The 18,357-nt window shown below is 66.1% G+C and carries 17 protein-coding genes, 1 tRNA gene and 1 pseudogene; 4 read left to right on the top strand and 15 right to left on the bottom strand.

Annotation, left to right across the window (positions count from 1 at the left end; genetic code table 11):
* Window positions 1-24: 24 nt before the first annotated feature.
* From GH681_RS20875 to GH681_RS20860, 4 genes are all read right to left on the bottom strand, one after another.
* Complete coding sequence (locus GH681_RS20875) at window positions 25-1,821, bottom strand: DEAD/DEAH box helicase (RefSeq protein ID WP_153163475.1); 1,797 nt, start codon at window positions 1,819-1,821, stop codon at window positions 25-27.
* Between the two features lie 124 nt (window positions 1,822-1,945).
* Window positions 1,946-2,653 carry a glutathione binding-like protein gene (locus GH681_RS20870; RefSeq protein ID WP_153163474.1) on the bottom strand — a complete coding sequence of 236 codons (708 nt, stop codon included), beginning with the start codon at window positions 2,651-2,653 and terminating at the stop codon, window positions 1,946-1,948.
* 12 nt (window positions 2,654-2,665) lie between these two features.
* Window positions 2,666-3,022, bottom strand: coding sequence for a ribbon-helix-helix domain-containing protein (locus GH681_RS20865; RefSeq protein WP_153163473.1), 357 nt, complete (start codon window positions 3,020-3,022; stop codon window positions 2,666-2,668).
* Window positions 3,023-3,102: 80 nt separating this feature from the next.
* Window positions 3,103-3,678, bottom strand: coding sequence for a DJ-1/PfpI family protein (locus tag GH681_RS20860; RefSeq protein WP_153163472.1), 576 nt, complete (start codon window positions 3,676-3,678; stop codon window positions 3,103-3,105).
* On the opposite strand from GH681_RS20860, the pseudogene GH681_RS20855 reads away from it, so the two are divergent.
* A pseudogene (locus tag GH681_RS20855) lies at window positions 3,677-4,522 on the top strand (fumarylacetoacetate hydrolase family protein). The gene GH681_RS20860 and the pseudogene GH681_RS20855 sit on opposite strands and share 2 nt — an antisense overlap.
* Before the next feature lie 3 nt (window positions 4,523-4,525).
* Here GH681_RS20855 and queD read toward each other — a convergent pair.
* The gene (gene queD, locus GH681_RS20850) at window positions 4,526-4,978 is read right to left on the bottom strand and encodes a 6-carboxytetrahydropterin synthase QueD (protein ID WP_153163471.1); all 453 of its coding nucleotides are present in this window, start codon (window positions 4,976-4,978) and stop codon (window positions 4,526-4,528) included.
* 80 nt (window positions 4,979-5,058) lie between these two features.
* On the opposite strand from queD, the gene GH681_RS20845 reads away from it, so the two are divergent.
* The gene (locus GH681_RS20845) at window positions 5,059-5,946 is read left to right on the top strand and encodes a radical SAM protein (protein WP_153163470.1); all 888 of its coding nucleotides are present in this window, start codon (window positions 5,059-5,061) and stop codon (window positions 5,944-5,946) included.
* Between the two features lie 19 nt (window positions 5,947-5,965).
* On the opposite strand, the gene GH681_RS20840 is transcribed toward GH681_RS20845, so the two are convergent.
* On the bottom strand, window positions 5,966-6,268 hold the full coding sequence (locus GH681_RS20840; RefSeq protein ID WP_153163469.1) for a DNA-binding transcriptional regulator: 303 nt from the start codon (window positions 6,266-6,268) through the stop codon (window positions 5,966-5,968).
* Window positions 6,269-6,542: 274 nt separating this feature from the next.
* On the opposite strand from GH681_RS20840, the gene GH681_RS20835 reads away from it, so the two are divergent.
* A complete protein-coding gene (locus tag GH681_RS20835; protein ID WP_153163468.1) occupies window positions 6,543-7,772 on the top strand; it encodes an aspartate kinase in 1,230 nt (409 codons plus the stop codon).
* Between the two features lie 43 nt (window positions 7,773-7,815).
* Window positions 7,816-7,909 (top strand) — tRNA-Ser (locus tag GH681_RS20830).
* 130 nt (window positions 7,910-8,039) lie between these two features.
* On the opposite strand, the gene GH681_RS20825 is transcribed toward GH681_RS20830, so the two are convergent.
* From GH681_RS20825 to GH681_RS20785, 9 genes are all read right to left on the bottom strand, one after another.
* Complete coding sequence (locus GH681_RS20825) at window positions 8,040-8,573, bottom strand: bacteriohemerythrin (protein WP_153163467.1); 534 nt, start codon at window positions 8,571-8,573, stop codon at window positions 8,040-8,042.
* Window positions 8,574-8,740: 167 nt separating this feature from the next.
* The gene (locus GH681_RS20820; protein ID WP_153163466.1) at window positions 8,741-9,433 is read right to left on the bottom strand and encodes a response regulator transcription factor; all 693 of its coding nucleotides are present in this window, start codon (window positions 9,431-9,433) and stop codon (window positions 8,741-8,743) included.
* Window positions 9,430-10,779, bottom strand: a complete 1,350-nt coding sequence (locus GH681_RS20815) for a sensor histidine kinase KdpD (RefSeq protein WP_153163465.1) — start codon at window positions 10,777-10,779, stop codon at window positions 9,430-9,432. The genes GH681_RS20820 and GH681_RS20815 overlap by 4 nt, the downstream gene beginning before the upstream one ends.
* A gap of 147 nt (window positions 10,780-10,926) precedes the next feature.
* Window positions 10,927-11,934, bottom strand: coding sequence for an acyltransferase (locus GH681_RS20810; RefSeq protein WP_153163464.1), 1,008 nt, complete (start codon window positions 11,932-11,934; stop codon window positions 10,927-10,929).
* A gap of 153 nt (window positions 11,935-12,087) precedes the next feature.
* Window positions 12,088-15,231 carry an error-prone DNA polymerase gene (locus tag GH681_RS20805; protein ID WP_153163463.1) on the bottom strand — a complete coding sequence of 1,048 codons (3,144 nt, stop codon included), beginning with the start codon at window positions 15,229-15,231 and terminating at the stop codon, window positions 12,088-12,090.
* 68 nt (window positions 15,232-15,299) lie between these two features.
* Window positions 15,300-15,698, bottom strand: coding sequence for a hemerythrin domain-containing protein (locus GH681_RS20800; protein ID WP_153163462.1), 399 nt, complete (start codon window positions 15,696-15,698; stop codon window positions 15,300-15,302).
* The gene (locus GH681_RS20795) at window positions 15,695-17,566 is read right to left on the bottom strand and encodes a S8 family peptidase (RefSeq protein ID WP_153163461.1); all 1,872 of its coding nucleotides are present in this window, start codon (window positions 17,564-17,566) and stop codon (window positions 15,695-15,697) included. Before GH681_RS20795 ends, GH681_RS20800 begins: the two co-directional genes overlap by 4 nt.
* The gene (locus GH681_RS20790; protein ID WP_153163460.1) at window positions 17,563-17,880 is read right to left on the bottom strand and encodes a hypothetical protein; all 318 of its coding nucleotides are present in this window, start codon (window positions 17,878-17,880) and stop codon (window positions 17,563-17,565) included. Before GH681_RS20790 ends, GH681_RS20795 begins: the two co-directional genes overlap by 4 nt.
* 33 nt (window positions 17,881-17,913) lie before the next feature.
* A complete protein-coding gene (locus tag GH681_RS20785; protein ID WP_153163459.1) occupies window positions 17,914-18,165 on the bottom strand; it encodes a hypothetical protein in 252 nt (83 codons plus the stop codon).
* Window positions 18,166-18,357: the final 192 nt, after the last annotated feature.

Below are 18,357 nucleotides of genomic sequence, written 5' to 3'. Positions count from 1 at the left end.
TTGAGGCGGAGCTTCTGATCCTTGTCAGAACTTGGGCTTTTTGGGGCCCTTGAAACCGCCACTGAAGCCGCCCGGAGGGCCGTCCTTGCGGAACGGCTTCTTCGGCGGAGCGCCGCGGCCGGCGGGGCGGCCGCGTTCACGGCTGGCCTCTTCGGGGCTGGCGAGGCGCAGGTTGAGCGGCTGCTGGCGCACGCGGGCGCGACGCAGGATCTGGACGACGTCGTTGGACAGATCGGCGGGCAGCTCGACGGTGCTGTAGTCCTCGAACAGGTTGATCTGGCCGATGAAGCGGCTTTCGATGCCGGCCTCGTTGGCGATCGCGCCGACGATATCCTTGGGGCTGGCCATGTGCTCGCGACCCACGTCGATGCGGTAGCGGGCGAGGCGGCCTTCGGCGTAGTCGCGGCGGCGCTCGAGGATCTCGCCGCGGTTCTCGCGCGGCTCGCGGACCGGGCGGTCGGTCTTGCCGGCGGCGATCTGGGCGATGTCGGGCTTGCCGGTGTCCTGCATCTGCAGCGGGCGATCCTTCTGGGCGAGGAAGGCCAGCGCTGCGGCGATTTCGTGAACGTCCACGTCCTGTTTTTCTTCGATGCCGGCGATGACGTCGAGGAAGAAGCTCAGGTCTTCGGATTCGAGGACTTCGCTCACCTGCTGGCGGAAGGCGGCGACGCGCTTGTCGGCGACGGCTTCGCGGCTGGGCAGCTTGAGGAGCTCGATCGGCTGCTTGGTGGCGCGTTCGATCTGGCGCAGCAGGTGGTTCTCGCGCGGGGCGACGAACAGGATCGCGTTGCCGGAGCGCCCGGCGCGGCCGGTGCGGCCGATGCGGTGGACGTAGGCTTCGGTGTCGTAGGGGATGTCGTAGTTGATGACGTGGCTGACGCGGGGCACGTCGATGCCGCGGGCGGCCACGTCGGTGGCGACGACGATGTCGAGGGTTTCGTTCTTGAGCTGTTCGATGACCCGCTCACGCAGCTGCTGGGTCATGTCGCCGTTGAGGCAGGCGGCCGCGTAGCCGCGGGCTTCGAGCTTCTCGGCCAGTTCGACGGTGGCGGTCTTGGTGCGCACGAAGACGATGGCGGCGTCGAAGTCGTCCTCGACCTCGAGGATGCGGGTGAGCGCGTCGAGCTTGTGCGGGCCGGCGATCTGCAGGAAGCGCTGGCGGATGGTGGAGACGGTGGCCGTGGCGGCCTTGATCTTGATTTCCTTCGGGTCGCGCAGGTAGCGGTGGGCGACGCGGCGGATGGCGTCCGGCATGGTGGCCGAGAACAGGGCCGTCTGGCGGGCGGTGGGGGTGTGCTCGAGAATCCATTCCACGTCGTCGATGAAGCCCATGCGCAGCATTTCGTCGGCTTCGTCGAGGACCAGGGTGGTCAGGTTGTCGAGGTTGAGGCTCTTGCGCTCGAGGTGGTCCATGACCCGACCAGGCGTGCCGACGATCACGTGGGCGCCGCGCTGGAGCTGGCGCAGCTGGACGACCATGCTCTGGCCGCCGTAGATCGGCAGCACGTGGAAGCCGGGCATCTTGCTGGCGTAGCGCTGGAAGGCTTCGGCGACCTGGATGGCGAGCTCGCGGGTGGGGGCGAGGACGAGCACCTGCGGATTGCGCTGGGCAAGGTCGACGCGATCAAGCGCCGGGAGGGCGAAGGCGGCGGTCTTGCCGGTGCCGGTCTGGGCTTCGCCGAGGATGTCGTGGCCGGCGAGGAGGTGCGGAATACAGGCGGCCTGGATGGGCGAGGGGGTTTCGTAGCCGATCTCGGCGAGGGCGGCCAGAATCGGCGCCTGGAGGTCGAGCTGATCGAAGCGTTCGATGGGAGCAATCATGGGAGCGGGGGGCGCGGGCCGGGTGGAGGGTGAAGCGGTCTTGGGCCCGGGGCGTTAAGGCGGCTTCAGCAAAACACTCAATTTTACCGTAAGCGCGCCCCGCCGTCCTGTTGCTTGAGGAAAGTCAGCGCCCGGAGACGGTGCTGGCGTCCTGTCCGAACAACACTTTCTTCGCTTCGTCGCTCATGGGCGGCTGGCTGGGGTTGATGCGCTCTGCGATTTCATAGGCACGCACGGTGGCCGGCCGCTGCTGGATTGCGTTGAACCAGCGCCCGATGTTGGGGAAGTCGTCGAGGTTCTGGCGCTGGCGTTCGTGGGGCACGATCCACGGATAGCAGGCCATGTCGGCGATGGTGTAGTCGTCGCCGGTGATGAAGGCGCGGTCGGCGAGGCGGCGGTCGAGCACGGCGTAGAGGCGGGCGGTCTCCTTCACGTAGCGGTCGATGGCGTAGGGCACCTGCTCGGGGGCGTACTGGGTGAAGTGGTGGTTCTGCCCGGCCATGGGGCCAAGGCCGGCCATCTGCCAGAACAGCCACTGAAGGGTGTCGACGCGCTGGCGCAGATCGGTGGAGAGAAACTGGCCGGTCTTTTCCGCAAGGTAGAGCAGGATCGCGCCGGATTCGAAGATCGAGACGGGCTCGCCGCCGTCGGCCGGGGCGTTGTCGACGATGGCGGGGATGCGGTTGTTGGGGGCGAGCCGCAGGAAATCCGGCTGGAACTGCTCACCCTTGCCGATGTTGATGGGGTGGAGCGTGTAGGGCAGGCCGGTCTCTTCGAGGAAGAGGGTGATCTTGTGGCCGTTGGGGGTGGTCCAGTAGTACAGGTCGATCATTGGGGGGGGCCTTCAGGCGGAGGGGCGGCGTTCGGCGGCCAGGACCCAGGCGGGGTCGAGGTCGCGGATCGGCACGCGGGGGTCGGCGGGGATGCGGCCGGCCAGTTGCAACTGCAGGTAGCGCAGGCAGGAGACACGCAGGAAGGACGTGAAGTTCGTGCTTTCGTCGTGCCGGCCGCTGATGGTGAGCTCGTCGTAGAGCCGCCCGAGGAGCTGGGGCACGCTGAGGCCGTCGCGCTCGCCGATTTCGCCGAGCACCTGCCAGAACAGGTTCTCGAGGCGCAGACTGGTGGCGACGCCATGCAGGCGGATCGAGCGGCTGCGGGTGGCGTAGAGCTCAGGGTCGGCGTTGATGAAGATCTGGCACATCGTTCGGGCTCAGGAAAGCGGGAAAACCCCGTCAGCTTATTGTAAGAGCTGGCGGGGATTTTTGTGCCGATGGGCAGATATCAGCTGATGCGGGTGCCGAGCACTGCCAGGAACTGGGCGATCCACGCCGGATGGGCAGGCCATGCCGGGGCGGTGACAAGGTTGCCATCGGTGACGGCTTGATCCACCGGGATGTTGGCGTAGGTGCCGCCGGCAAGCTCGACCTCGGCCCGGCAGGCCGGGTAGGCGGAACAGGTGCGGCCCTCGAGCACGCGGGCGCCAGCGAGGAGCTGGGCACCGTGGCAGATGGCGGCCACCGGTTTGTCGGCGGTGAAGAAGTGGCGCACCGCGGCGATCACTTCCGGGTACATGCGCAGGTATTCGGGGCCGCGGCCGCCGGGGATCACCAGGGCGTCGTAGTCTGCCGGGTCGATGTCGGCGAAGGTGGCGTTGAGGGTGAAGTTGTGGCCGCGCTTTTCGGTGTAGGTCTGGTCGCCCTCGAAATCGTGGATGGCGGTGGCGATGGTGTCGCCGGCCTTCTTGTCGGGGCAGACGGCATCGACCGTGTGGCCGACGGCCTGGAGCGCCTGGAAGGGCACCATGGTTTCGTAGTCTTCGCAGAAGTCGCCGCAGATCATCAGGATTTTCTTGGCCATGTCTTGCTCCGTTCGGGTGGATGGGGAACCGCGGAGAAAGTGTGGCCGGCCGCCGGCCGGGGCGGGTGGTAGCCGGTTACCGCGCCGGGGTTTGCCAGCCGGGCGGCGGGTGCGCATGATGCGGGTTTTGGAGATTTTGACGATGACGGATTTCGTGATTGCACCGCCCGCGCAGGCATCGGTGCCGGTGGCGGGCAGCGATGCGGCCTTTCCTGTTCGGCGGATCTACTGCGTGGGGCGCAACTATTCCGCCCACGCCCGCGAGATGGGCGCCGACCCGACCCGCGAGGCGCCGTTCTTCTTCTGCAAGCCGGCCGATGCGGTGGTGCCGGTGCCGCCGGGCGAGCCGGTGGTGCTGCCGTATCCGGCCGTTACGAAGGATTTCCACTACGAGGTGGAGCTGGTGGTGGCCATCGGCCAGGGCGGTGCCGACATCCCGGTGGAGGTGGCGCTGGCGCACATCTGGGGTTATACGATGGGGCTCGACATGACCCGCCGCGACCTGCAGACGGCGCTCAAGTAGAAGGGCCATCCTTGGGAGGCCGCCAAGGCCTTCGACCGCTCGGCACCCATCGCGCCGCTGGTGCCGGTGGCGGATTGCGGCCATCCGCAGGCCGGGGCGATCTGGCTGACGGTGAACGGCCAGCCCCGCCAGCGGGGTGATCTGGCGGACATGATCTGGTCTGTGGCGGAGATCGTCGCGCGGCTTTCCACGCTCTTCCGGCTGGAGCCGGGTGATCTGATCTTTACCGGCACGCCCGAAGGCGTCGGCCCGGTGGTGTCGGGCGATGCGATCGAGGCGGGCGTGGAATGCGTGGGGAAGCTGGCCCTGAAGATCGCCTGAGCGTCAGCCCAGGTCGCTGCGGTGGGCGTCGGCCCAGCAGTTGGGTGTTTCGTAGATGCGGACCTGCTCGAGGCGGACGTGGTTCTGGTACACGCCGGTGTAGAGCGGGTCGAGGATGCGGAAGGCGGCGACGGCGAGGTTCTCGGCGGTGGGCACCACGTCGAGGAGCACGGTTTTATGGCCGGGGATGGCCTGGAGGAAGTTCACCACCGCGGTGTCGCCCCGGTAGGCGAGGAAGGCGTGATCCCACACGTCCACCACGTGCTGTTTGGCGATGGCCTTCACGTCGCCGAAATCCACCACCATGCCGTTGGCCGGCAGGCCGTCGGCGCGGATGATGTCACCGGACAGGGTGATCTCCAGCGCGTAGCGGTGCCCGTGGAGGTGGCGGCACTGGCTGGCGTGATCGGGAATCCGGTGGCCGGCGTCGAATTCAAGGCGGCGCGTGATCTGCATGGATGCTCCGGGCGCAAGGCTCCGGGTAGGAAAAAAGGTCCCGTATTATACGCACCTCGTTTTTACAGCTGGACAGCACCATGAAAACCCCCGGGCAGATGCTCACGGTCACCGATCACAACCGCAGTTTCAGCAGTCTGACCTACGTGTATCCGGTGGTGTCGCGCCGGGCGGGCGGCGTGTCGGTGGGCATCAACCTCAATCCCAACAATGCCTGCAACTGGCACTGCGCCTACTGTCAGGTGCCCGGGCTGGTCCGCGGTGCGGCGCCCGAGATCGACGTGGCGCTGCTGGAGGCAGAACTGCGCGGGTTTCTGGCGGAGCTGTGCAGCGGGCGTTTCATGGAAGAGCACGTGCCGCCAGATGCGCGGGTGATCCGTGACATCGCCTTCTCGGGCAACGGCGAGCCCACCAGCAGCAAGGCGTTCGACGAAATCGTCGAACGGGTGATCGCGGCTCGGGACGAGGCCGGCCTCGCGGCGGTGCCGGTGCGGCTCATCTCCAATGGAAGCCTGATTGACCGGCCCTATGTGCAGGCGGCGCTGAAGCGGCTGGCGTTGGCGGGGGGCGAGGTGTGGTTCAAGTTCGATGCCGGGACGGCGGACGACATCCAGCGCATCAACGGGATTGATGTGGACCCGCGGACCCATGCCCGGCGGCTGGCGCTGTGCATGTCGTTGTGCCCGACATGGGTACAGACGTGCGTGTTCGCCTGGGATGGCGCTCGGCCATCGCAGGATCAGATCGGAAACTACCTGGCGATGCTGGAATACGCCCTGCAGCAGGCGCGCAAAAACGACCCGTCAGCGGGGCTGAAGGGCGTGCTGCTGTACGGCGTCGCGCGACCGTCGTATCAGCCGGAGGCCGTGCATCTGCAGCGCCTCACGCCGGAGGAGCTTGATGCGATCGCCAGCCAGATACGTGACAGGCTGCGAGGGGAAGGGCTGACCGTGACGGTCAGCCCTTGAGTACTGCTACGCCGGCTGCTCAGTGCGAAACGCGTTCCTTGCGCTTGGCACGGGCTTCCTTCTTCAGGGTCTTGAAGAGCTCGGGGTTGGTGGCCTTCAGGTACTCGACCACTTCGACGTCGTCCTTCTTGATCTTGGTGATATCGACCTGTTCGATGTGCACCAGACGGAGCAGCGCCTGAACCGGACGGGGGATGTTGCGGCCGCTTTCATAGCGCGAACCGCCACTCTGGGTCACGCCGATCTTGGACCAGAACTGGGACTGGTTCATGCCCAGCTTGCGGCGGATTTCACGGACATCAACTTTTTCGGTGGTTTTCATCTCTTTGTTCCTCAAGGGTTTGACTCTGTTCGTTATTAACAACGGTTTTGCTGTTGTCTGCTATAACTTTCGTTATATGTCGGAAAGTATAGATCACTACTCGCAACACATACAACGGTATATTTGGATGGGTTAGGGTTTACCACACGAATTCTTTGTGACGAGATGCACACCCGCCCCCGGGTAGTAGCCGGCACTGCGTCAAAGCTGCAAGAGTTCGCGTTATCCGCTAAGATCACGCGCTTTCCACATCCTCATCTTCTTAGAAGTCAAGATGGCGCTCATAGTTCAGAAATATGGCGGCACTTCCGTCGGCAACCCCGAACGGATCAAGAACGTGGCCAAGCGGGTCGCGAAGTTCCATGCCCAGGGGCACAAGATGGTGATCGTCCTGTCCGCGATGAGCGGCGAGACCAACCGTCTGATCGCACTGGCCAAGGAAGTCAGCGCTAACCCCAGCCCCCGTGAACTCGACGTGGTGATCTCCACCGGCGAGCAGGTCACGATTGGTCTGCTGTGCATGGCCCTCGAAGAAATCGGCATCAAGGCCCGCAGTTACACCGGCGGCCAGGTGCGTATCCTAACCGATAGTTCGTTCACCAAGGCACGCATTCTGGATATCGACGGCGACAACATCCGCTGCGATCTCGATGCGGGCGCCGTGGTGGTCGTGGCCGGATTCCAGGGTGTCGATGAGGTCGGGAACATCACCACGCTTGGTCGTGGCGGTTCCGACACCACCGGTGTGGCGCTTGCCGCCGCGATCCAGGCCGACGAGTGCCAGATCTACACCGACGTGGATGGTGTCTACACCACCGATCCCCGCGTCGTGCCGGAAGCACGCAAGCTGGACACCATCACCTTCGAAGAGATGCTGGAAATGGCCAGCCTCGGTTCCAAGGTGCTGCAGATCCGCTCGGTGGAATTTGCCGGCAAGTACAAAGTCAAGCTGCGGGTTCTCTCCTCGTTCCAGGAGGAAGGCGAGGGCACCCTGATTACCGTTGAGGAAGACAAGAACATGGAACAGCCGATCATCTCCGGCATTGCTTTCAACCGTGACGAAGCCAAGATCACCGTGCTGGGCGTTCCCGACAAGCCGGGTATCGCCTATCAGATCCTCGGCCCGGTGGCGGATGCCAACGTCGATGTGGACATGATCATCCAGAACGTCGGCCACGATGGCACCACCGACTTCTCCTTCACGGTGAATCGCCCCGACTACGACAAGGCGATGAAGATCCTCGAAGGCGTGCAGACCCACATCGGCGCCCGCGAGATCAAGGGCGACCGCACGATGGCCAAGGTGTCCATCGTCGGCGTCGGCATGCGCTCCCACCCGGGCGTTGCATCGCGCATGTTCCGTACCCTGGCGGAAGAGGGCATCAATCTTCAGATGATCTCCACCTCCGAAATCAAGATTTCCGTCGCCATCGACGAGAAGTACCTCGAGCTGGCCGTTCGCGTGCTGCATCGCGCATTCGGCCTCGATCAGGCCACTTCTTGATTTGACAGGCAGTCCGCTCTTACCTATAATGGCGGGCTGTTGCGGAGAGTTGGCCGAGAGGTCGAAGGCACTCCCCTGCTAAGGGAGCATGCGAGCTAAAACTTGCATCGAGGGTTCGAATCCCTCACTCTCCGCCACAAACTACGAAGAAGCCCTTGAGCAATCAAGGGCTTTTTTGTTGTCCACTTGGGTACGAACAGGTCGTTGCTGATGGGAGCATTGTTGGCCTGCAGTATCTGATTGCAGGAGTCAAAAAAATCGCCAGTCTCATTGACTGGCGATTTTTCGTTCACCGTGGCCTTGGTTCGCCGACCGGGGCGTCCCGATCCAGGTCAACTCCGGCGTTTCCAGATGTGTCGGGCAAGGCGCTCTGGGAGGGTCGGATGTGCCTGTTTTCATCCAGTCGGGAAGCGCGCTCAGGAAGGGCCGGAGGGCTGCATCCTCGACGAGGATGTGATGGATCAGGCGGTCTTCGAGGAGGACGCACAGCTCGCTGCACGTTACGGACTGGGTGTCGATCCGGGCGATGCACGAAATGAGGTTGTCAGTGAATTTCGCGTGGTTGCGGGCGTGGTTTTCCAGTGCCGGATAGTTCAGTCGGGCCAGGAGGCGCTCTTCGCAGGAGAAGTGGTGGGCGACGAACGCGGCAAAATCAAGGAGCAGGTGCTTGATGTCGGCGTCGGCCAGCCGGGTGTCGGAGTCGATCTTCAGGCAGGCTCTGGTGGCGAGAAGGATCAGTTGCCTGTGTTGGGAGTCGAGTGCGGGATAGCCAATGCCTAAGTCGTCTTCCCAGGTGGTCATGTGCGTACCCCGGTTACCCGAGCCCGTCTGCTTGAGCCGGTGGGGATTCGTGTCTCATGGATGTAGGCTTTTATCCTACGCGGCTCGCATGGTTATTCCTGTCAAAACCTTGCGGGCTGCCTTGAGGCGCGGAGGGCGGTGGTCGCGGGCGCTTGAGCCCCGGGTGATCAGTGGATCTCGAGGGGAATGAGGAGCTGGTAGCCTTTTCCGCGGATGGCCCGGATCAGCGGGAAGTCGAGATCGGGCTGGAGGGGCGCCAGTTTGCGTCGCAGACGGCTGATGGCGACTTCGAGGTAATTTTTTTCGAGTTCGGCGGCCTTGTCGTTGCACAGCAGCATGAGCTGGCTGGAGTCGACGGTCCGGGCGATGCTGGCGGCCAGGGCGCAGAGGATGGCGCTTTCAAGGGGCAAGAGGATGCTGCATGTGCCGCGGGGGCTGGTGATCGTGCAGGATTGCCTGGCGAGGCGCCAGACCAGCTTGGGCTCGGGATGCAGCCGGCGCTGGAGGCTGCGGAGCGCGGCGACCAGTTCTTCGCCGGAGATGGGTTTGCTGAGGTAGATGTCGGCACCGGAGTCGTAGCCGCTGATCCGGTCGGCGGGCAGTTTTCGTCCGGTGAGGATGATCAGCCCCATGCGCGGATAGGCCTGCCGGAGCCGGCGCGAGATGGATAGGCCGTCCTCGCCGGGTAGGTTGAGGTCGATGATGGCGATGTCGGGTGGCCGGCCGCGATCCATCAGCCAGTCGTCCAGGGCGAGCCCGCAATTCACGCCGCTGGTCTGGTAGCCGTGAAGGTTGAGGAAGTAGGTGAGCTCTTCCCGCAGGATGCCGTAGTCCTCGACGATGATGATTTCGTGAGTCATGGCGTGGCGGGAAGGCGGAGGCTGAATTCGACGGTGGCGTCCCCGACGACCCGGTAGCCGACGTCGCCATCCTGGACGCGGGCGAGGGTGCGGACGAGATACAGGCCGAGGCCGGTGCCCGTGTGCATGTGGGCTTCGGGGCCGCGATAGTAGCGAAGGAACACCTGTTCGGGGTCGGGCAGGCCGGCGGTGTTGGCGAGGTTGCGGATTTGGAGGGTGGTCTGGGGATGGCCGGCGTCGTCGGCGGTGGTCTGGGCTTCAACCTGGATGCGGGAACCCGGCAGTGAATACTTCAGGGCGTTGTCGAGCAGGTTTTCGAGCATGATCGTGACCAGTTGACGGTCGGCCCACATCCGGCTCTCGGCGGGAATCGCGATGTCGAGGCGGTCTGCGCCGCTCTTGAGGCGTGGCCTGATCGCGTCGATCACCTCGGAGAGTGTGCAGTCTTCGCAAAGGACGGGTTGGTCGTCCCGGTCCAGGCGAGCAAGCTGGATGCAGCGTTCGATCACCCCGCGCATCGCATCGCTCGCCATCTGGATGGAGTCGAGGCGCCGGAGCACTTCGGGCGGCTGGCTGGTCAGCTGATGGCGGAGGGAGCTGCCGGACATGCTGACGACGGAGAGCGCGGCGCGAAGTTCGTGGGTCAGCATGTCCATGAACTGGCTCTGGAGCAGCAGGCGTTCGCGTTCGCGTGCCTCGCTCTTGTTCAGCAGCTGGTCGTCGGCTTCCTTCATCAGGAGCAGGAAGGCGAGTGTGCCGATCAGCAGAAAGCTGAACTGGACGACGAAGGTGATCGACTGGACATGAGTCGTGTTGAGTAGCCCGGCACCGGTGCTTGCCGAATGGGCAACCCGCAGCAGCATGACGGGGACAAAGATCAGAAACAGGATGCCGGTGAGTTTCTGGACCCGCGAGGTGCTCCGGTCGCGGAGCAGCGTGATCCCGCCGGTTGCGTAGATGGTGGCGACGACCGAGCCCGAGATGGTCACCAGGGCGCCGGGGGTTGTGCCGAGCGCCCATAGCAGAAGGCAGCCCGCCAGCACCTGAATGGCAAGCAGCGCATTGACCGGCGTGCGGATTCGCCAAGGGATCACCAGCACCCCGACTTCCAGTGCGAAGCCGGCGATGATCAGCGGGTTGCCGACGTGGGCGGAAAGCACGAGCGGGATGGTTCCGCGCAGGCAGATCAGGGTCCAGCCTGTGGCCTGCAGCAGCTTGCTCAGGATGAACAGCCTTACCGGCCCCCGGCTGCTTGCCCGTTTTTCGTAGGCGAGCACCATCGCCATCGCCAGCAGGTTGCCGATGATGAGCAGTTGAAGGACGGTCAGGAGGTGCAGCGGGGTCACGGACGGGAGTTTAGAGCAGGGATGGCGCCGGCATGAACAAACTTTACGTTTCCTGCACGCGGCCTCCAGTGCCCGGATGGGAATGATCAGCGGGCTGCCGGATCACGGAAGCGATGCATGAAGATGCCTGTTCTTCTGCGGAATGGATCAGATTGTCCGCCGCAGGTAGGGCAGGCGGCTGATCGCGACGGAGGTGGCAAGGGCGGCGAGGAAGGCCAAAGCCGCCACCGCAGGGATGGCCACCGCCGGGTTGTAATCCAGCGGGCCGAAACCGATGCGCTGCAGCACTTCAATCGCGAGGGGGTGAATCAGATAGACGCCCATCGTCAGGCCGGATAGCTGGCGCGTGTGCCTGCCGGCGAGGGGCCGGCTGCGGGACTTGAGCAGATAGAGGCAGCTTGCCGCCATCGGAATGACGGTGAGGCTGAGGTAGTCGTAGAAGTACAGCCCGGTCTGGAGGCCGGCGCGGGTGGCGAGCGCGTGGCAGCCGACGGCGGTGAGGAGACCCGAGGCCACTAGGGTGCTCCACAGCAGGGCCGGGGACGGGGTTCGCGTGTCGGTGGCGATCAGGTGACCGAGGAGGAAGTACGGCACGTACGACAGGAACCACGCGGGAAAGAAGGTGCTGCTCCGGGGCGAGAGGCGGGCGTCGATGGCATTGAGGGCCGCGAGGACGAAGGCCAGCGCGACAAGCCACGTCAGCTGCTTCCGCGTTGTCCGGGCAACGATCTGGCAGAGGAGGGGCGTTACGAGATACAGCGGCACCAGCATGTAGAGGAACCACAGGTGGTAGTAGGGCTCGCCGATGGCGATGCGGTGAAGCAGGGCGGCTGCGCCCGGCGGATTGCCCTTCAGGCTGCCCTTGATGAACACCCACAGCAGATAGAAAGCCGACCAGAACAGCAGGGGCACAAGGACGCGGGCGGCGCGCTTGCGGTAAAAAGTGCCGGCGCCCTCGGTCTTGCCGGGCGCAAGGAGCAGGGCGCCGCTGATCATCACGAAGACCGGTACGCACCAGCGGCTGAAGGCGTTGATCAGGTTGCCGGCCCACCAGTCGGTTGAGCCGAAGGGGGTGTCCACCACCGGACTGACGGCTGCGTGCAGGACGACCACCGCGAAGATGGCGATGATCCGCGAATTGTCGAGCCAGACCATGCTGGTATCCGGGTTGGTGGTAACGCTTCAGCCTGGCGGTGCATGGGCGTGGCGGCTGAAGTGTGAATTCGGGTGAATCCGGGCAGGCGTGATTGTAGGCATCACGCATGGTAGTGGGCAGGCTTATGTTGTGTGAATTGTGACGTGTGTCGCTTAATGAAAGTCGCGGCTGCGGGTGGTGAGGCGGCCGAGCATGGGTGAGCGGTCGACAACCCGCTTGGCGTGGAGGTGTACGACGCTGCCCTGGCGGGCGATCTGGCCGTAGATGCCGATCAGGCTGGCGCCCAGCAGGATGCGACGCTCTGCTTCGAGGAGCTCGGGACGGACGATCACATTGACCCAGCCGGTTTCGTCTTCGAGGGTGACGAACATCGTGCCCTTGGCCGTGCCTGGACGCTGGCGGCAGGTGACGATGCCGGCGCAGCGGGCGAGCTTGCGGTCGGGGCAGTCGGCGATCTCGGCGGCGCTGAGGAAGCGCTCGGCGCTGAGCATGCCGCGCAGGAAGGACAGAGGATGGCGACCCAGGCTGAAGCCGAGCCGGGCGTAATCGGCAACGATGTCGTGGGTTTCGGCGGGTGGTGGCAGGGCGGGCGGGGCGTCGGGAATCGGGGCTTCGTGGAGTACGCCGGGAGCGGTCTGGCTGCCTGCGGCGGCCCACCAGGCCTGGCGGCGGTGACCGGCCAGGCTTGCCAGTGCGCCGGCGGAGGCGAGGGTGCGCAGGTCGGCCGTGGCGAGCCGGGCCCGGCGGGCGAGTTCGTCCACCGAGGCAAAAGGCCTGCCCGCCCTGGCGGTGACGATGCGTCTGGCTGCGTCCGGCCCGAAGCCTTTGACCAGCCTCAGCCCGAGCCGGGCGGCGGGCTGGGCGGCGTCGGTGGCGGAGGGTTCGAGGGTGCATTCCCAGTGGCTGGCCTGCACATCGACGGGACGGATCTCCACCCCATGCCGGCGGGCGTCCTGGATGAGTTGCGAAGGGCCGTAGAAGCCCATTGGCTGACTGTTGAGCAGGCCGCACAGGAAGGCGGCGGGATGAAAACGCTTGATCCAGGCCGACACATAAACCAGCAGCGCAAAGCTGGCGGCGTGGGATTCCGGAAAGCCGTAGCTGCCGAAACCCTGGATCTGGCGGCACAGGGCGTCGGCAAAATCCCGGCTGTAGCCGCGGGCCAGCATGCCGGCGGTGAGCTTGTCCTGGTAGATCAGCAGATCGCCCTTGCGGCCCCAGGCGCCCATGGCCCGTCGGAGCTGGTCGGCTTCGCCGGCAGTGAAGCCGGCGGCCACCATGGCCAGTTGCATCACCTGCTCCTGAAAGATCGGCACACCGTGGGTGCGTTCGAGCACGGGCTTGATCTCGGGCCGTGGGTAGTCGATTTCCTCCTGGCGGGCGATCTTGTCGCGGGCTGCAAGGTAGGGGTGAACCATGCCGCCTTGGATGGGGCCGGGGCGCACGATGGCAACTTCCACCACCAGATCGTAATAACGGCGAGGCCGCAGGCGGGGCAGCATGCTCATCTGGGCGCGGGATTCCACCTGGAACACGCCCATCGCGTCGGCTTCGCACAGCATGTCGTAGACGGCGGGTACTTCGCGGGGGATGTCGGGTACGCCGAAGGGCCGGCCCAGCCACTGGCCGATGAGCGCCAGGCTGCGGCGAATGGCCGACAGCATGCCGAGGGCGAGCACGTCCACCTTGAGCAAGCCGAGGGCTTCCAGGTCGTCCTTGTCCCACTGGATGACTGTGCGATCTGCCATCGCGGCGTTTTCGACCGGCACGAGTTCGGCCAGCGGCCCGCGGGAAATCACGAAACCACCCACATGCTGGGAGAGATGCCGGGGAAAGCCGACGAGCTGGTTGGCGAGATCGAGGAGCAGCTGTACCCGCGGGCTGGCGGGGTCGAGCCCGGCTTCGAGGATGCGCTCGGGGGCCACCTGACGGCCGTCCCACCAGGCGAGGCGCCGGGAGAGCTGATCGAGCTGGCCCAGGTCGAAGCCCAGTACCCGCCCCACGTCACGCAGGGCGCTCTTGGGGCGGTAGCGGATCACCGTGGCGGCGAGGGCGGCCCGGTCGCGGCCGTATTTGCGGTAGATGTACTGGATGACCTCCTCGCGCCGATCGTGCTCGAAATCCACGTCGATGTCGGGGGGCTCGTTGCGTTCCCGGGAGATGAAGCGCTCGAAGAGCAACGTTGCCTGGGCAGGATTGACCTCGGTGACGCCGAGGGCGTAGCACACCACCGAGTTGGCCGCCGAGCCGCGGCCCTGGCAAAGGATGCCCTGGCTGCGGGCGAAGCGGACGATGTCTTCGACGGTGAGGAAGAAGGCTTCGTAGCGGAGTTCGGCGATCAGGGCGAGTTCGGCTTCGGCCTGGGCGCGGACCTTGGGCGGAACTTGATCGGCACAGTTGGGCCCCGCCGGGTAGCGACGCGCCAGCCCCTGGCGGACCAGTTCGCGCAGATGGGCGATGGGGGTGGCGCCGGGCGGGACGATCTCCTCGGGGTATTCGTAGCACAGGGAAGACGGGGAAAAGCTGCACCGGCCGGCAATGGCGATGGTTTCTGCCAGCCATTCGGGGGGATGGCGAGGGGCAAGGGTGGTTATGGGCTGGAGCCGCCGCTCGGCGTTGGCGGCGAGGCGGTAGCCGGCTTCCTCGAGGGTGACCCGGTGGCGCAGGGCGGTGAGCACGTCGGCCAGGCGCCGGCGGCTGGCGTCGTGCATCAGCGGGGCGCCGGTGGCGGCGACCGGGATGCCGGCGGTGGCTGCGGCATCGGCGATCCACGCCCTGCGCGCGCGATCATCCGGCCCGAGCAGGAGTGGCGCGGCGAGCCAGGCATCGCCGGGAAAGCACGCCGCCAGCCAGCGGGCGTCGTCGGCGAGGGCCGGGCCGGGCGACGTGTCGTCCGGCGGTACCAGCAGGGCGAGGCAGCCGGGGAGGCCGCTGTTCAGATCGGCACGGGTGAGGTGGTAGCTGCCCTTGTCGGCCGCACGACGGCCGCGGGTGATGAGGCTGGAGAGCCGCCCGTAGGCGGCCCGGTCGGTGGCGAGGAGGACGAGTTCAGGCCCGTCGGCAAGGTGGAGGCTGGTGCCGATGATGAGGTGTAGGGTGCCTTCGGGCAGCGTCTTCCATGCAGACCAGGCGCGCACGATGCCGGCCATGGAGCATTCGTCGGTGATCGCCAGAGCCGCGTAGCCGTGGGCGACAGCCTGCTCGACCAGCTCTTCCGGGTGGGATGCGCCCGTGAGGAAGCTGAAGCACGACCGGGCGTAGAGTTCGGCGAAGGCGATAGGCTGGACGGCTTGCATGGGTTGACTGTATAAATAAACAGTCTTTCATGCAAGCCCTTTCGGGGTGGGGCGCGAGGCGGGGCCGCTTAGTCGGCGGTGTCGAGATAACTGGCGGGGAGGGTGGCTTCGGCGGTGACGAAGAGCTGCCGTTCCTCGAAGCGGACATGATCGTGAAGGGCGACGCCGAAGGGCTTGAGGCTGGCGGTGTCGCCGCTGGCGATGCGGGCGGCGAGATCGCGCAGCAGGCGATGTTCGGCGAGGGTCTGCTCGACGACCGCTGTTTCGCCGGCAGCGACCAGGCGGGGCAGGAGATCGGTCTCTTCGGCCTGGAAGTGGGGCTCCAACTCGCGGGCGAAGAGGTCGGCAGTGCTGCGCATCTGCGTGGCGACGGCGTCGGCGCTGTCGGCTGACGCGATGCGCTTGGCGAGCACCAGGGCGGCGTGGTGTTCGCGGGAGAGCTGGAGGAGGGCGGGGCGTCGCTTCATGGCTGGGCCGGGTGGGCATGCTGCCGGCGGCGGTGGGCCAGCAGGGCCAGCGTGGCAAGGCCAGCGAGGCTGGTGAGGTCAGGGGCGCCGCCTCCACCGCCACCGCTGGATCTGGGCGCGGCATCGAGCACGCTGAGGGTGACGTCCTGGACGCCGGTGCGCCCGGCGCTGTCGGTGATTGCCAGGCGCAGGATGTAGTCGCCGGCAACGGGGGCGGTGAAGGTGGTGCTGGGGGTGTCGGCGCCGAAGCTGCCGGTAGCCGGCCCGGCGAGCTGGACCCAGTGCCAGCTCACCAGGCTTGCGCCCGCCGCGGCGCTGCTGCTGCCGGAGCTCAGGCTGAGGCTGGTGTTCTTGACCGGCGAATCGGGCAGGCTGATGACCACGGTGGGATTGAGCGCGTTGCCGTCGAGGGCGGCGGCGACGGCCGCGGCGGTATTCAACATGCCGGTGCCGCAGGTGGCGGTGGTGCAGTTGCACTGGCCGTCGGTGGTGACGGTGGGGCAGGCGGGGAGGCTGCTGTCGGTCGGGAAGGGATTGGACGTGAGTTTGATGCGGCGGGCCAGTTCGGCTTCGCCGAGGGCCGGGTTGGCGGCCAGCATCAGAGCGGCGGAGCCGGACACCAGCGGCACGGCAAAGCTGGTACCGATGGTCACGGCATTGATCCCGGTGTAGCCGTTGCTGGTGGGAACGGTGGTGCCGAGGTTGATGGTGTTGATGAAGGGATACAGGCACGGCTGGCCGGTGCCCACGTTCACGCAGTTGCCGGCCGGAGCGCTGATGCCGACCTGGCTGCCGTAGCTGGAGTAGCCGACCTTGGTGCCGGCATGGCGGATGCCGGCAACGGCGAGCACGCCGGCGCAGTTGGCGGGTTCTTCGACGGCGCCGGTCTCGTTGCCCGCCGCGGCGACGATCAGCACGCCGGCGGCGCGGATCTCGGCGATGGCGTCGGCGTAAGCTGCGCTGCAACTGCCGCTGCCGGCGAGGCTCAGGTTGATGACCTTGGCGGGGTTGGGATTGGCGGGCGCGCCGGAAACCGACAGGCCGGCGGCCCAGCGCATGCCGGCGATGATGTCCGAGTCGTAGCCGCCGCACTTGCCCAGGGCCCGCACCGGCAGGATGCGGGTGGCGCCGCCGATGCCGGCGATGCCGCGGCTGTTGTTGGTTTCGGCGCCGACGATGCCGGCCACCTGGGTGCCGTGCCACGAGCTGCCGTGGGTGCTGGCGGGGTTGCTGCACAGGGTGCGCAGCGCGGTGTTGGCCAGATCGGCCGATGAGAGGTAATCGCCGGGATCGTTGGCGTCGGCGTCGCGGCCGGTGTCGCTGTCGCCGGAGAGCAGATCGTTGGCGATGAAGTCGTAGCCGGGCAGGAGCTTGGCGACGAGGTCTTCGTGGTCGAAGCGCACGCCGGTATCCACCACGGCCACCACCACGCTGGCCGAGCCCGGGGTCAGGTTCCAGGCGTTCTGGGCACCGGTGGCGGCGGGCTGGGTGCTGCTGGCGGCCTGCAGATACCACTGGTGGCTGAGCAGGGGGTCGTTGGGGAGGGCGCGGATGGTCTTGATGCGGTCGGGCACCGCGTAGGCCACGTCGGATTCCTGGGCCAGCCGGGCGGCGAGGGCTTCGGAGCTGATGCCGCTGGCGCGCATCACCTGGGTGTCGGGCGTGGGCTGGTTGATCAGCTGGGCGGCGATGCCGATGCGCTGGCCGAGGGTCTGGACGCGTCCGGCGGCCTGGATCTGCTTGAGGGGCGAGGCGCTCTTCAGCTTGACGATCACGCGGGCTTCGGGCGTTTCGGCTGCCTTGGCCGGCACGGCGTTCAGGGCGGCGAGGGCGAGGAGGGCTGCGCCCAGGGGGAGCGTGGCTTTCATCGGGAATCCTTTATCCGGTCGGGTTCCAGGTAGCGGACGCCGGGGTGCGCCCGAAGGGCCGCGATGGCCTTTTCGCAGGCAGGGTCGGCGGGCGGGCAGTCAAGCCGGTAGGCCGCGCTGCGGGGCGAGATCGCGGCCACGAAGCTCACCGCCACCTGGCTGGTGTGCGCGAGGCTCGTCAGGGTGGCGGGGGCGGCGGAGTCGGTGGTTTCAGCGAAACCGATGATCACCTGACGCGGGCCGGCGGTGCCTGGAATCGGCCCGGCGCAGGCCGCGGTGGCAGCGCACAGGGCCATCCACAGAAGGCGTCTCACGACTGGCCTCACCGGCTTGGCCCCCGGGCGGGATCAGCGACGGGGCGGGCCGGGGCGGCGCTTGGCCGGTTCGGCGGCGGCGACGGGCTTGCTGTATTGCTTGAACACGCGCTTGGCGTCCTGCTCGGCGCGCAGCTGGGTGCAGATGGAGGGATCGTCGTCATGCCCGCTGAAATAGCCGTCGGCCTGGGCGCGCATGACCAGCTTGATGGCTGCGTCTTCGCTGAGGCCGAAGCGTTCAAAGATGAGGGTGGTGACTTCGTCCAGGTGTTGTTCGTACGTCATGGGTGATCCAGGGGCAATTTGCGCCGTGCGCGAAGTCGCAAGGATAATGGCTTTTCCGTCCTTCATGGGGTCGTCTCAGAAAACGGAAAATAAAGCACGCTAAGAAAGTTACGCGTTTCAGTACAGCATTTGCAGATCCAAGTACCGCTGACAAAAGAAGAGAGAGACCGAAAAGCAATTGTTTTTCGGTCT

Source organism: Zoogloea sp. 1C4, assembly GCF_009469605.1.
Classification (GTDB): domain Bacteria; phylum Pseudomonadota; class Gammaproteobacteria; order Burkholderiales; family Rhodocyclaceae; genus Zoogloea; species Zoogloea oryzae.
Note: the sequence above shows the minus strand (reverse complement) of the source record. Positions and strands in the feature narration are given on the sequence as shown.

Bases quoted from the DNA above. Each gene is read 5' to 3' on its own strand.
- GH681_RS20810 (WP_153163464.1), bottom strand. From the start codon at position 11,934: ATGGTCTGGCTCGACAATTCGCGGATCATCGCCATCTTCGCGGTGGTC.
- GH681_RS20825 (WP_153163467.1), bottom strand. From the start codon at position 8,573: ATGACCACCTGGGAAGACGACTTAGGCATTGGCTATCCCGCACTCGAC.
- GH681_RS20860 (WP_153163472.1), bottom strand. From the start codon at position 3,678: ATGGCCAAGAAAATCCTGATGATCTGCGGCGACTTCTGCGAAGACTAC.
- GH681_RS20835 (WP_153163468.1), top strand. From the start codon at position 6,543: ATGGCGCTCATAGTTCAGAAATATGGCGGCACTTCCGTCGGCAACCCC.
- GH681_RS20800 (WP_153163462.1), bottom strand. From the start codon at position 15,698: ATGAAGCGACGCCCCGCCCTCCTCCAGCTCTCCCGCGAACACCACGCC.
- GH681_RS20805 (WP_153163463.1), bottom strand. From the start codon at position 15,231: ATGCAAGCCGTCCAGCCTATCGCCTTCGCCGAACTCTACGCCCGGTCG.
- GH681_RS20785 (WP_153163459.1), bottom strand. From the start codon at position 18,165: ATGACGTACGAACAACACCTGGACGAAGTCACCACCCTCATCTTTGAA.
- GH681_RS20845 (WP_153163470.1), top strand. From the start codon at position 5,059: ATGAAAACCCCCGGGCAGATGCTCACGGTCACCGATCACAACCGCAGT.
- queD (WP_153163471.1), bottom strand. From the start codon at position 4,978: ATGCAGATCACGCGCCGCCTTGAATTCGACGCCGGCCACCGGATTCCC.
- GH681_RS20865 (WP_153163473.1), bottom strand. From the start codon at position 3,022: ATGTGCCAGATCTTCATCAACGCCGACCCTGAGCTCTACGCCACCCGC.
- GH681_RS20840 (WP_153163469.1), bottom strand. From the start codon at position 6,268: ATGAAAACCACCGAAAAAGTTGATGTCCGTGAAATCCGCCGCAAGCTG.
- GH681_RS20870 (WP_153163474.1), bottom strand. From the start codon at position 2,653: ATGATCGACCTGTACTACTGGACCACCCCCAACGGCCACAAGATCACC.
- GH681_RS20875 (WP_153163475.1), bottom strand. From the start codon at position 1,821: ATGATTGCTCCCATCGAACGCTTCGATCAGCTCGACCTCCAGGCGCCG.
- GH681_RS20820 (WP_153163466.1), bottom strand. From the start codon at position 9,433: ATGACTCACGAAATCATCATCGTCGAGGACTACGGCATCCTGCGGGAA.
- GH681_RS20795 (WP_153163461.1), bottom strand. From the start codon at position 17,566: ATGAAAGCCACGCTCCCCCTGGGCGCAGCCCTCCTCGCCCTCGCCGCC.